Consider the following 13,379-nt stretch of genomic DNA (forward strand, 5'->3'; position numbering starts at 1 on the left):
CTTTCACTATTGAATAAATTGACCATCAAAAACATGCGCCACAGGGCCGGTCATAAACAATGGTTTGCCTTCTCCAGCCCAGCGAATATATAAATCGCCGCCCGGTAAACTCACTTTGACATTTTCATCCAATAAGCCTTGGCTACGACCAACCGCAACTGCCGCACAAGCACCACTGCCACAAGCTTGAGTTTCACCTGCACCGCGTTCATACACTCGCAATTTCACCGTACCACGGTCAATAACTTGCATAAAACCTGCATTAACACGCTCAGGAAAACGCTCATGTGATTCCAATAACGGCCCTAGTTTTTCAACTGCCGCAGTATCAACGTCATCAACAATCGTAACGCAATGTGGATTACCCATACTCACTGCACCACAAAATAACGTTTGCTCACCAACTCGCAGTAAGTAAGTTTTCTCAGCCTGTTTAGCGCGCATCGGAATTTTATTGGGCTCAAAGTTAGGCGCCCCCATATTCACAGTTACTTGGCCATCGCTTTCAAGTTTTAACACCATTTTTCCCGCTTTAGTGCTCACGGAAATATGGTATTTATTGGTTAGCCCTTTCATTGACACAAATCGAGCAAAACAACGGGCACCATTACCACATTGCTCAACTTCACTGCCGTCAGCATTAAAAATACGGTAATGAAAATCGGTTTCAGGATCATAAGGCGGTTCGACCACTAATAGCTGATCAAAACCAATTCCGCGGTGGCGATCCGCTAAACGACGAATCGCATCTGGCGAAAAAAATACATTTTGTGTAACACAATCTACAACAACAAAGTCATTGCCCAGCCCATGCATTTTGGAAAAATTAATCTGCATGATGTTCCTTAATTATTAAAGCTTCAGTTGCGACGACAATCATTTAATAAGATATTCATGTTGCCAAAGTTGCTCTAGCGTTTCGCGGGCACGCACCAAATACACTTGCTGACCATCAACCATCACTTCAGCGACGCGAGGACGAGAATTATAGTTAGATGCCATAACGAAACCATAAGCGCCTGCCGATCTAACGGCAAGCACGTCATCGGGCGCTAAACATAAATGACGATCTTTACCGATAAAATCACCGGTTTCACAAATCGGCCCAACCAGATCATAACACTGAGTTTCACCATGACGGGGAATCAGCGGCACAATATCTTGCCATGCGGAATACAGAGTCGGTCGAATGAGATCATTCATCGCCGCATCGACAATGGCAAAGTTTTTATATTCAGTATGCTTTAAAAACTCAACTTTGGTCAGCAATACTCCGGCATTGGCAGCAATAGCACGGCCGGGCTCAAAAATTAATTCCAATTGCGGGTAAGCGGCTAAGCGCGCTAACAATGCGGTCGCATAATCAGCCGGTAATGGCGGTTGCTCATCGTTATAGGTCACCCCTAAGCCACCACCGAGATCTAAGTGTTTGATCTCTATTCCAACCGATTTTAGCTCATCAACTAATGCCAACAATCGTTCAGTTGCATCAATAAAAGGCTGCACTTCGGTTAGCTGGGAGCCAATATGACAATCCATTCCAACCACATTAAGATAAGGTAATTGATGGGCTAATTGGTAGACTTCAAGTGCTCGCTCACGAGCAATACCAAATTTATTGTCTCGCAGTCCCGTTGAAATATATGGATGGGTATTGGCATCAACATCGGGGTTAATGCGCAATGAAATCGGGGCGATTTTACCTAATTGACCCGCAACATGATTTAAGCGCTCTAATTCAGGCTCCGATTCAACATTAAAGCATTTAATCCCAAGCTCTAATGCACGCTGCATTTCAAGCGCTGTTTTACCGACACCAGAAAAAACCACCTTGGCAGGATCACCACCAGCAGCCAATACTCGCTCGAGCTCACCCATCGACACAATATCAAACCCTGAGCCTAATCGTGCCAGCACATTGAGCACTCCCAGGTTAGAGTTTGCTTTCACTGCATAGCAAATCAAATGCGGCTGAGTGGCAACAGCTTGATCAAATGCATGCCAATGGCGCTCAAGCGTAGCGCGAGAATAAACATAAAGTGGCGTACCATATTGTGCTGCCAATTCAGCTAACGCCACCTCTTCTGCCCATAGTTGTCCGTCTTGCTGATAATTAAAATAATCCAATGCTTATTTTCCTTCCCTGTCTTGTTGACTATTAAGCTGCTATTTAATCATCATCGCAGCGGTCTTATTATTGTGGTTGATGTTGTTGTGGTGCATCTTTTGGCATGTAAAGTGGGCCTGTTTGGCCACAGCCAGTTAAAATTAATGATCCGAAGACCAAAATTGCTAATAAACCTTTATGCATAATTCAAAGCCAGTGATTATCATTCCAATGACCTCTATAATCGCACCAAGAACAAGAAATGCAATAGGACGCAATAGGATGAATGATACTGAATTCCACCAACTGGCCGATCTAGCACTAATGCAGATCGAAGAAGGCATCGATGAATCCGGTGTTGATATTGAACCAGAAACTACAGGTAATGTGCTGACTTTAGAGTTTGCCAACCGCAGCCAAATCGTTATTAACCGCCAAGAACCACTGCACGAACTATGGTTAGCTTCAAAATCAGGTGGTTACCATTTTAAATACACTGGTAGCGAATGGCGTTGCACCCGTAGTGATAAAGAATTATTTGCACTGCTTAAACAAGAATGCAGCCTCCATGCAGGTGAAAATGTCACTTGGTAATGCCAATGTGATTTATTGCTGCAATAAAAAAAGCCTTCAAAAAATGAAGGCTTTTTTCTAGGTTAATTAACACTCACAGCATTAATTAAGATTAATACCGTTATTTGTTGCTTCAGTATTGTCATTACGACGACCCACTTGACCACTTTTAAACGGCAATACTTGCAATTCACCTTTATCATTATGCGCAATATCGTAAAACTGCGGCAGATTGAAGTTGATGAAATTCGCACTATAGCTAAAACGATCTTGTGATGAAGTATAAAAACGGTTCACACCATGCACCATCTCATCTTTATTACCATTGCACTGGCGATACACTTCCATTTGGTTGGTTTCATCTAAAATATAAATATTGAAACCTTGATCACAATCTTCAAAAAAGAACTGAATCAAACCCTCACTGGCATAAGCATCAACAATTTCAGGTGGATGCGGTTCATCGGTTTTCCCCATCACCACTTTAGGTATATCACTGACTTTATTTGATGAAATACAACTATAAAAATCAACTGAATTTTCAAGTCGTTGTACAGAAACACCACGACGTTCAAAAAATAAACCATAGGTTTCATCAGCGATATGGACCGCTTTAAAGCGACGGCGCTTTTCCTCTTCAACCGGTTTTAGGCGCATTTCAATACACTCTGCCACCAACTGATAAACCACATTACGAATTAAACCACGCATATGTTTGCTGTAACAAAACACATCAATCGCTTCGGGTGGAATCGCATCATGGTGCATTTTACCCAACATGGTTTTCAATGCATCTAGCATGGCATAGTTACCGCTGAAATTCAGAGTACGTACTTCATTCCACGAGTTACGATAAACCAAGTCGACACTGCCGACTAAGCACTTTTGCTCAGGACCATAGCTAAAAATATCAGTGGTTTTAAAATCAAATCGCACTGAACGATTTTTTAGCTCAGTGGTTGGATCATTTTCTAAATTAACAAACAAACCTAATTGACGAATTTCACACGGACTAGATAACGCTTGTAAACCTGGATGCGGACGACGAATTGGAAAGGTATTACGAATATCACTCACCAATTGATACAGTTTATCTAAATCCATATCAGCATTACGCGCCACTGTGTGTAAGTGGGTCGATTCGGTCAACAAGCCATTAAAATAGCTCCATGCCACTAACTTTGACAGATAGCGGTTATGTTCTAACGGTGGTTGACCTAAAATGTATTTCGCTTCAATCGGTTGTTTATATAAATACCAACCCGCGGCATTAGTTCGCCCTTCTGGTACTTGAATAAACGTCAGATCAGGTTCATGTAAATCCGGTGATATTTGCGGGTTTAATAGCGTCACCTTACCAGGTAGCACCTCAAACGCAGCATATAATTTACGCGCCAGAATGCTGATATCTTCAGGGCTAATCGCCGAAGTAATATCATTACGGCGTGCAAAACGAATCAGATTTCGGTAACTGAGCATCAATGCATCAAGCAGCTCGTTATGAGCCTGCTTTACTTGAGCAACCTTCCAATTACGGCGATTATCAAGTTCAGCCACGACTTCAGTCGACCATTGCCATTGCTCGGTTAAATGTTGCAGCGCACGTCGGCGCCATACCACAGAACCAGAGGTTGGCTTACGAGTTAATTTTTCATGGGTTTTAAGATAGAAACAGCGGCGGACTAAATCGAGACGACGATGATCATCAATGCGCTCTAAATAACGAGTCACTTTCTCAAGCATTAAATAATAAGCATCCATGCAGTATTCACTGCGATCTTCAGCAAAGAAGCGGCGCTTAGCATCAAGACTTAATAATTGGGTGTGTGGGTATTCCCATGAATAGGCTTCAAGTAGGATCGCTTTTAATACAGATTTATAAGGTGAGTCGATACTTTTGTATAACTGCCATAAACTGGAACCGAAATACTCTTCAGCTGGAATGCGCATCAAGCCACCAAAATCAATCCATTGGTCGCGTTGAATATAACCTTTCGCTACCAGATCATCGATATATTGGTCATAGCACTCTTCCATCTCTGGCGGCACCATAAACCACAATAAAGGTAATCCAGCTAAACAGACAGCTGAGCGATAAAACTCATCAAGCAATAATAGATGCTGACTTGAGCCACAGTTTTCACCGGTCATGGCCTCAGAAAAATTGTCTCGAAAACGATTTTCATCGATCAAAAAGAAGTTAGCTTCAACCCCTTGCTCCATCGCCCATTGGGAAACTAAGTGACATTTACGATCTAATGCTTCGCGACTGTGGCTATTTAATGACGTAGGAATGCAAACCCAAATATCGAGATCACTAGTAAGACTTTGTCCCATAGAAGAGGTACTACCCATGGCATAAAGACCAGTAATTGGGCAGTCGGCGTCATCAACCACTAATGGCTCAACTGGCATTACCGCACTACGAGCGCAATCATTAACAAATTGCTGCTGCACATCAGTGACGATAAAATGCGCAATTCCCTGAGGCACTTGTTGATCAAGATACCCCGGCAAGGCTGGGTGGTTATAATGTAATAAGACAGGTAACAGATCAAAAACCTGTACCGACGGCTCATTCATTGCTAAGCGTGCACGTTCAATACGAAGCTCAGTCAGTGAGTCCAGTCTACCTTTTAGCGTCTTGATATAATTTTGCAAATTACTCTTCCAAGAGCTAGCAGTGTTAGTGCGGCCCGCAGTTTGACATTAATAGCGTAAATTTTATTCAAAATAAGAAAAAAACGTGATCAATGTATCATTTTTAACACCTACGGTAAAGATAATGCCAAGCTTGCCCCAGTAACAACTGTCTATGATTCATCCGTGATTATTAGGCTATTCATCGTGGTAATAACTAACAACAGTTGATCACACTGCAACTAGAAACCGATCAACGACTTATTGCGATAAATATCACATTTTGTGTTGTAGCAGACTACACAATAACGCTTGAAATCAGGAACCGCAATACACGAATTATCATCCATGCTTAGGTAGTGGTACGATACTAAGCATAAAAAATCATAACCTTGATTAACGGACCCTCTTTACTATGATGACAACACAACCGATTCGTATTGCTACACGCAAAAGCCCATTAGCCATGTGGCAAGCTGAGTTCGTCAAAGCTGAACTCGAACAAGCTCATCCGGGGCTCGTTGTTGAACTACTGCCTATGGTAACAAAAGGCGACATCATTTTAGATACTCCTTTAGCAAAAGTGGGCGGTAAAGGCCTATTTGTTAAAGAACTTGAAGTGGCTATGCTTGAAGGTCGCGCAGATATCGCGGTGCACTCAATGAAAGATGTGCCAGTAGAATTTCCAGAGGGATTAGGGTTAGTCACGATTTGTGAGCGCGAAGACCCACGTGATGCCTTTGTGTCAAATAACTATGATTCTATTGATGACTTACCTCAAGGCGCGATTGTTGGAACGTCAAGCCTACGCCGCCAATGCCAATTGCGCGCTCAACGTCCAGATCTGATCGTTAACGACCTACGTGGTAATGTGAACACTCGCCTACGTAAGCTTGATGAAGGCCAATATGATGCGATTATTTTAGCGGCAGCAGGACTAAAACGCCTTAAAATGAGCGATCGTATTCGCAGTGAAATTGCACCAGAAACGAGCTTACCAGCCGTAGGTCAAGGTGCTGTAGGTATTGAATGTCGTCTAAATGATCAACGAGTACGCGAATTGCTTGCTCCGCTAAATCACCAACCGACCGCAACCCGTGTTCTGTGTGAGCGTGCGATGAATAACCGTCTTCAAGGTGGTTGCCAAGTGCCAATTGGTAGTTATTCAGAACTACAAGGCGATAGTATTTGGCTACGTGCGTTAGTGGGCGAACCCGATGGCAGTGTTATTGTTCGTGCTGAAATCAGTGGTCCAATTGCAGCGGCAGAGCAATTAGGTGAAACGTTAGCTGATGAGTTATTAGCTAAAGGGGCCAAAGACATTCTTGATCGTTTATACGGTAACGCCTAATGACAGTGCTGATCACCCGCCCAGCACCAGAGTGCGATCAATTGGTCGCACAACTTAATCAAGTGGGGATCAGCGCGATTGCTCAGCCTCTACTTGAGGTTCAGCAAGGGAAATATATAAATAGATTAATAGAACAAATTCAACAACTGCAACCAGGTGATTATATCATTGCAGTTAGCTATCATGCGGTACGTTTTGCTGCTGATTACTTGATATCACAAGGTGCAGAATGGCCAAAAAACATGCATTATATAGCCGTTGGCGACAAGACTGCAGCGGCATTAGCCAAAGCCTGTCAACAACCAGTGAGTTCACCTGAGGGGCGCCATGATAGCGAAGCGCTATTAGCGTTACCTGAACTTGCTAATATTGGCCAACGTAGGGTATTAATCTTACGAGGTAATGGTGGACGCGAGTTAATCTATCAAGCATTAACCGCTCGCCATGCCCAAGTCAGTTATTGTGAGACTTATCAACGCTGCTGGCTTGCTCTCGATGCAACACCATTAGTCCAACAGTGGCAACAACAGCACATACAGGCTCTAGTTGTCACTAGTAGTGAACAGTTAATATACTTAACGGGATTGATCCCAACAGAGAGTTTGACTTGGTTTTATAATTGCCACCTTTTCGTACCAAGTCAACGAGTCGCAGATCAAGCATCGACGCTTGGCTACAGACATATTTCCACCGTGGGAAGCGCCGCTAATCAGGCGTTATTCACGTTCCTAAAAAGCAACGTAAGCTAACGGAATAATTAGGATGACAGACAAAACAACAAACACAAACCCAACCGCTGCGCCATCAGCTAAAGATAAGCCTGCGGTTACTACTTCAAAAACAACCAAAACAGCGCCACCAGCCACTAAACAAAAAAAATCTGGTAGCAAAACCGGTTGGGTTGCGATTGCACTAGTATTAGCTCTTGGTGGTGGTCTTTACTATCACGGTCATCAGCAAGGACTACAACAACAGCAGCAAGTTGCCGCCCTTCAGCAACAAATTGCGACCATGAAAGCTGCCATGCAAGCTGATCAGCAGCAAACCCTTGGTATGGTCAATAATGAACTACGTACAGCTCAACAAAATGTTGAACAAGGCATTAGTCAGCAGCAAAAATCGATTGATTCACTTCAAACAGCCATTGCCGATTTAAAAGGCCAAGAGCCTAATGATTGGTTATTAGCAGAAGCGGATTACTTGGTTAAGATGGCTGGACGTAAGTTATGGCTAGAGCATGACGTAACCAGCGCAACCTTATTATTGGAAGCTGCCGATCATCGTATTGCTGAGCTTAATGACCCAAGTCTTAAAGGCCTACGTCAAGCAATGAGCAATGACATCACGGCGCTAAAATCAATCACTGTTGTTGATCGTGATGGCATCGTATTACGCCTTAACAGCCTTGAAAACAGTATTGATAGCTTACCATTAGCTAATGCTGTATTAGCCAAAGCTGAGCCGCAACAAAACCCAACTGTAAGCCAGTCGGTTGATGATTGGAAAGATAATTTAATGACCTCATTAAAGAACTTTAGTGAGCATTTTATTACTTACCGTAAGCGTGATGGCAGTGTAGTACCACTATTGTCACCGCAGCAAGATTTCTATCTGCAGCAAAATATTACCAACAAGCTTGAGACAGCAATTGCAGCAGTATACCGTGATCAAGGTACTATTTATCGTGAATCAATCGCAACCGCGATTAAATGGGCGCAACAGTACTACGACTTATCATCACCGAAAACACAAAGTTTTATTGCTGGCTTACAGCAACTAGAACAACAAAATGTGAACGTTGATTATCCTGCCAAGCTACAATCACAGGCGATGATCACCAAATTAGTCAATCAAGTATTGCGCAATAAGATGACATCCATTGGTGAAGCAGCAAAAAAAGCAACGCCACCAGCGCCTAAAGCCAATAAGCCGACTATTAAAGTTATTGCGCCTGCGGTAAAAGATGCCGTTAAAAAGCCCATCAAACAAATCGCAACACCTCAGAATGCCGATGCAAATAACAAAGCGGTTGTTAGCTACTCAACCACAACAAAAGAGGAAACCAAATAATGATTAAATTGTTGTTATTGGTCATCGCTCTGATTGCCGGTATCATTGTCAGCCCCGATCTTGCTGGTCATCAAGGCTATGTGTTGATCTCGTTTGCCAATCAAACCATCGAGATGAGTTTAACCACGCTTATTATTGTCGCGATTGCTATCGTTGCGATCTTTTTTGTACTTGAGTTTATTCTGCGCCGCCTATTTTCTTTTGGTAGCTCAACCCGTGGTTGGTTCAGTGGCCGTCAAGTCCGTAAAGCACGCCGTAATACTGCCGAAGGACTATTGAAAGTTGCTGAAGGTGATTGGAAAGTGGCAGAAAAAATGCTTTCTAAGTCAGCTAAATACAGCGATGCACCGATTCTAAACTACTTAGCCGCAGCAGAAGCTGCACAAGGGCTTGGTAAAACTCAACAACGTGACCAGTATTTACAACTGGCCGCAGAGCAAGACACAGAAAACCTCGCGGTATCATTAACCCGTGCCAAGCTTCAAATTCGTCAACAGCAATTTGAACAAGCATTAGCAACCTTGCAAGACGTTCACCAAAACAACCCACGTAACCCAATGGTGCTGAACTTATTACAACAATGCTATTTACAGTTAGAAGATTGGAAAGCTTTGCAAGCTCTACTGCCTCAGTTAACAAAAGCTGGTGTGATTACTGCTGCAGAAGAAACGCAATTAGATATTCAGGCACAATGCGGTCAAATGCATCACTTAAGTCAGCAAAGCGGTAGTGATGGTTTAATCAGCTATTGGAACGGCATGAACCGTAAAGATAAACATAACCCTGCTTTAGTAGCATGTTTTGTTAAGCAGATGATTGTTCGCCACGCAGATTCTGATGCCTTTCCTATCTTGCGTGATGCCATCAAGAAAAATCCAGAGCAGAACTTAATTAGCTTAATGCCACAATTAACTCTGCCAGATCGCCATCCTGCGATTGTGAGTCTGCAAGACTTATTAGCTAACAATAGTAATAACCCAGCCCTACAAAGTGCATTAGGGCAGATGCTAATGGCTGATAAACAATGGCAACCAGCAAAGGATCACTTAGAAAAAGCCGTGGCAATACGTCCCGATGTAACTGATTACGCCCATCTGGTTGCGGCTCTAGAGCAACTTGGCGATAAACAAGCTGCAGCTGAAGTTTCACGTCAGGCACTGCAATTGGCAAAACCTGATCAAGCGTAAGCTTTAAAGCTGAAAAAAGCGCCTTTATGGCGCTTTTTTTTCGTCTGGATAACAATTTTCACATTAACATGTTTCTGAATGTAAACAGCCATTACAAGGTATATCTGCCCCATTGCTCCTAAGCGATAAACACGTTTCAATAGCCACTCTGCCCTTTTTATTTAACATTTGGATAACTGTTATGGATATGCTTCCTTGGCTGATTGTTTCAGGTATTATGGTGTCAGTAATTGTTGGCGTAATGATGGCTGTATTAATTAAGCACGCTGATTAATGAATACCAATAAAAAAGCCTCCGCTAAGGAGGCTTTTTTATTGGTATTCGTTATTGAAAAACCATTATGCTAATCCCAACGCTTGCTTGGTTTTACGTAATTGCTTATCAAATTTTGCCACCGCTTTAGCAGCTTTTTTTAATTGTTTGGTCTTTTTCTTGGCTAATTTTTTAAGTTTATCAGTCTGCTTTAGCAATTCATCGGGCTGTTCAACAACCTCGGTTTGCTCAACCACACTCACCATCTCAATTCGACTTTGACCAACAGCTGTCGGCCTTGGCAAACTATGAATATTCATAATCACCGGTGCCACGGGTGCTGATGTTGCCAAAGTGATAACCGAGGCTGGCGTTGGCACTGCAGTTGAAGGCATAGCATTGGTTAAGCGGCTTGGCTTACATAAATAGTCTTTATCACTCGCGACTCGAGTACAGCTCGCACAAATAAATTTTGGCTCACTGACAATTTTTGTGATCGTCGCAAATTGATCGGCAATTTCAGCACGACGATACTTACACAACGACTTCACCATCAACGCATCCTCACTCAACACTCACCAGAATTACGACATTAAACGATAATGATTCGTAATTCCAGTAATGAATCTATTCGTGAGTGTAAAATGTGTAACTTTTTATTTTTGAGTATCGCTAGTTTTCATGCCTGCTTTGACATAAATATCAAAGCGGTTTTTCTTGGTTTCAATTGCCATCGAAGGCTTAGCATTGGCTAAAAATTCAGCATAATCTGGCCGCTTAACCACAATCCGTTTGGTGGCTAATGCATACGCAGGTGCAAACAATTCATCCGCATCTAAATCGGCACCAACCAAGGTCTGAAAAACCCGCATTTCTTTTTTAACTAACGCTGATTTCTTTTTATGGGGATACATTGGATCTAAGTAAATAACTTCAGGGGCAATAAAATCTTTATCGGCAGCTAATTGCAATAAAGCATCTTGGCTCGATGCGTGCAGTAATTGCATCCGTTCACTGACCCAATGACCAATTTCAGGATCTGCTTTAGCACGGGCTAAACCATCATCAAGCAATGCCGCTACTACCGGATGACGCTCAACCAATTGCACTTTACAACCTAATGAAGCCAATACAAACGCATCACGTCCTAGACCAGCTGTCGCATCAAGCACTGTCGGAGTGATACCATTTTTCAATCCCACCGCTTTAGCAATCGCCTGGCCGCGGCCACCACCAAATTTACGTCGATGTGCTACTGCACCACTGGCCAAATCGACAAAAACAGCCCCTAATTTAGGTTCATCTAACTTACGCAACTCGAGTTGATTCGCGGTTAATACTAACGCAAAGCAACTGTGCTCATCATGCGTCAATCCCCAGCGGGAGGCGAGTTGATCTAATTCAGACTGACGTTGAGGAACTTCACAAAGTAAGGCTAGTTGCACTGCATTCTCCGATATCAAACACTTTCTATTCCGCTCAATCATAGGAAATAGATGCTATAGGCGGCGAATTATAGCACCACAAATCACGCTTGGCTCTGGTATCACCACCTAACATAAGGATAAGATAGTCCAAGATCGCAGCCTGCGAATAACTTAGCGAGCCAAAAAGGAATTGTGATGAATGGAGCTGTGCGCATCGATGATTTAGATCGCGATATTCTCAACGCATTGATGACAGATGCACGAGTACCCTACGCTGAAATGGCAAAAAGATTTAATGTTAGCCCTGCCACTGTCCATGTACGGGTTGAAAAAATGCGTGCCTCTCAAATAATTACCGGCACAGAAGTGATAGTGAACCCCAAACTATTAGGCTATGACGTATGCTGTTTTATTGGCATTAATCTTTATGCGGCGCGTGATTATCACTCAGCACTTGAGAAACTCAATCAACTTGATGAAGTGGTAGAAGCTTATTACACCACTGGTGCTTACAATATTTTCGTCAAATTGATGTGCCACTCAATTGAAGAGTTGCAGCATGTACTGATCAATAAACTGCAAGCAATTGAGGAAGTCCAATCGACTGAAACCTTGATCTCATTGCAAAATCCGATCAATCGAAACGTCAAACCATAGCGTTAACTTGCCATAAAAAAAGCGAGCTCAAGCTCGCTTTTTTATCGACATCTAATCGATTATTTTTTTAAATGTTCAGCACGCTCAGCAGCATCTGCCGCTAACCACTCTGCGACAGTTTTGGCGAAATAAGTTAACACCCCATCAGCACCTGCACGCTTAAAGCACATTAATGATTCCATTACAGTTTCACGCTCTTTAAGCCAACCATTTTGAAATGCAGCCATGTGCATTGCATATTCACCAGACACTTGGTAAGCATATGTCGGCACTTGAAGCTCTGATTTAACGCGACGTACCACATCTAAATATGGCATACCCGGTTTCACCATCACCATATCGGCACCTTCACTGATGTCCATTGCCACTTCATGCAATGCTTCATCACTGTTAGCAGGATCCATCTGATAAGTTTTCTTATCACCACCTTTAAGATTACCGCTTGAACCGACAGCATCACGAAACGGGCCATAGTAATTTGACGCATATTTAGCTGAGTAAGCCATAATTTGCGTATTAATATGACCCGCTTGCTCTAATGCTTCACGAATAGCGCCAATACGGCCATCCATCATATCAGAAGGTGCAATCACATCCGCACCAGCATCAGCGTGCGATAATGCTTGTTTGATCAAAATATCAGTAGTGATGTCGTTAAGTACATAACCTTCATCATCAATAATGCCGTCTTGACCATGAATAGTAAACGGATCTAACGCCACATCAGTGATCACACCGAGCTCTGGTACATGGGCTTTTAACGCGCGTACTGCCGTTTGTACTAAACCATCAACGTTATAAGCTTCTTCTGCTAACTCAGACTTAAACTGTTGTGATACTACTGGAAATAATGCGATTGCAGGCACACCAAGGCTAGCAATATAAGCAGCTTCTTCAAGTAATAAATCAATCGATAACCGCTCAATACCCGGCATCGAAGCCACATTTTCACGACGATCTGTGCCTTCAAGAACAAACATCGGATAAATAAGATCATTAACAGATAACTGGTTTTCCGCCATCAAACGACGACTAAAATCATGTTTGCGAACTCGACGCATACGACGTCCAGGAAACGCACCTTGAATAGATACAGACACGGTAAACTCCTTAC

Annotated in this window: 13 protein-coding genes; 6 read left to right on the forward strand and 7 right to left on the reverse strand. The window is 42.8% G+C overall.

The features are described 5' to 3' along the window. Positions 1 to 6: 6 nt before the first annotated feature. The 3 genes from dapF to lptM form a co-directional block, all read right to left on the reverse strand. Complete coding sequence (gene dapF, locus PAND9192_RS17230; RefSeq protein ID WP_060998623.1) at positions 7 to 837, reverse strand: diaminopimelate epimerase; 831 nt, start codon at positions 835 to 837, stop codon at positions 7 to 9. 39 nt (positions 838 to 876) lie between these two features. Further along, positions 877 to 2,127 (reverse strand): diaminopimelate decarboxylase, encoded by a 1,251-nt coding sequence (gene lysA, locus PAND9192_RS17235; RefSeq protein WP_087854733.1) that lies wholly within the window; start codon positions 2,125 to 2,127, stop codon positions 877 to 879. Between the two features lie 67 nt (positions 2,128 to 2,194). Continuing rightward, positions 2,195 to 2,311: an LPS translocon maturation chaperone LptM gene (gene lptM, locus PAND9192_RS17240; protein ID WP_082955713.1), complete on the reverse strand. Its 117-nt coding sequence runs from the start codon at positions 2,309 to 2,311 to the stop codon at positions 2,195 to 2,197. Positions 2,312 to 2,389: 78 nt separating this feature from the next. Here lptM and cyaY point away from each other — a divergent pair, with 78 nt between their 5' ends. After that, a complete protein-coding gene (gene cyaY / locus PAND9192_RS17245; RefSeq protein WP_036788451.1) occupies positions 2,390 to 2,701 on the forward strand; it encodes an iron donor protein CyaY in 312 nt (103 codons plus the stop codon). A gap of 81 nt (positions 2,702 to 2,782) precedes the next feature. On the opposite strand, the gene PAND9192_RS17250 is transcribed toward cyaY, so the two are convergent. Beyond that, entirely contained in the window at positions 2,783 to 5,341 is a 2,559-nt protein-coding gene (locus PAND9192_RS17250; RefSeq protein ID WP_087854734.1) for a class I adenylate cyclase, read from the reverse strand. 397 nt (positions 5,342 to 5,738) lie between these two features. On the opposite strand from PAND9192_RS17250, the gene hemC reads away from it, so the two are divergent. Genes hemC through PAND9192_RS17270 form a run of 4 tightly spaced genes read left to right on the forward strand, consistent with a single transcriptional unit; the run spans position 5,739 to position 9,928 of the window. Next, entirely contained in the window at positions 5,739 to 6,671 is a 933-nt protein-coding gene (gene hemC / locus PAND9192_RS17255) for a hydroxymethylbilane synthase (RefSeq protein WP_087854757.1), read from the forward strand. After that, positions 6,671 to 7,420, forward strand: a complete 750-nt coding sequence (locus tag PAND9192_RS17260) for a uroporphyrinogen-III synthase (protein WP_087854735.1) — start codon at positions 6,671 to 6,673, stop codon at positions 7,418 to 7,420. The genes hemC and PAND9192_RS17260 overlap by 1 nt, the downstream gene beginning before the upstream one ends. A gap of 13 nt (positions 7,421 to 7,433) precedes the next feature. Further along, positions 7,434 to 8,741, forward strand: coding sequence for a uroporphyrinogen-III C-methyltransferase (gene hemX / locus PAND9192_RS17265; RefSeq protein ID WP_087854736.1), 1,308 nt, complete (start codon positions 7,434 to 7,436; stop codon positions 8,739 to 8,741). Beyond that, the gene (locus tag PAND9192_RS17270; RefSeq protein WP_087854737.1) at positions 8,741 to 9,928 is read left to right on the forward strand and encodes a heme biosynthesis HemY N-terminal domain-containing protein; all 1,188 of its coding nucleotides are present in this window, start codon (positions 8,741 to 8,743) and stop codon (positions 9,926 to 9,928) included. Before hemX ends, PAND9192_RS17270 begins: the two co-directional genes overlap by 1 nt. A gap of 339 nt (positions 9,929 to 10,267) precedes the next feature. Here PAND9192_RS17270 and PAND9192_RS17275 read toward each other — a convergent pair whose 3' ends face one another. Both PAND9192_RS17275 and PAND9192_RS17280 read right to left on the reverse strand, forming a co-directional pair. After that, positions 10,268 to 10,735 (reverse strand): hypothetical protein, encoded by a 468-nt coding sequence (locus PAND9192_RS17275; RefSeq protein WP_087854738.1) that lies wholly within the window; start codon positions 10,733 to 10,735, stop codon positions 10,268 to 10,270. A 102-nt stretch (positions 10,736 to 10,837) separates the two neighbouring features. After that, entirely contained in the window at positions 10,838 to 11,626 is a 789-nt protein-coding gene (locus tag PAND9192_RS17280; RefSeq protein ID WP_087854739.1) for a class I SAM-dependent methyltransferase, read from the reverse strand. 177 nt (positions 11,627 to 11,803) lie between these two features. Between PAND9192_RS17280 and asnC the strand changes: the two genes are divergently transcribed. Beyond that, on the forward strand, positions 11,804 to 12,265 hold the full coding sequence (gene asnC / locus PAND9192_RS17285; RefSeq protein WP_060998630.1) for a transcriptional regulator AsnC: 462 nt from the start codon (positions 11,804 to 11,806) through the stop codon (positions 12,263 to 12,265). Between the two features lie 59 nt (positions 12,266 to 12,324). Here the strand turns inward: asnC and hemB are convergent, their stop codons facing one another. Then, positions 12,325 to 13,365: a porphobilinogen synthase gene (gene hemB, locus PAND9192_RS17290; RefSeq protein ID WP_087854740.1), complete on the reverse strand. Its 1,041-nt coding sequence runs from the start codon at positions 13,363 to 13,365 to the stop codon at positions 12,325 to 12,327. Between the last annotated feature and the right edge of the window lie 14 nt (positions 13,366 to 13,379).

The organism is Photobacterium andalusiense, from assembly GCF_900185625.1.
Taxonomy (GTDB): Bacteria; Pseudomonadota; Gammaproteobacteria; order Enterobacterales; family Vibrionaceae; genus Photobacterium; species Photobacterium aquimaris.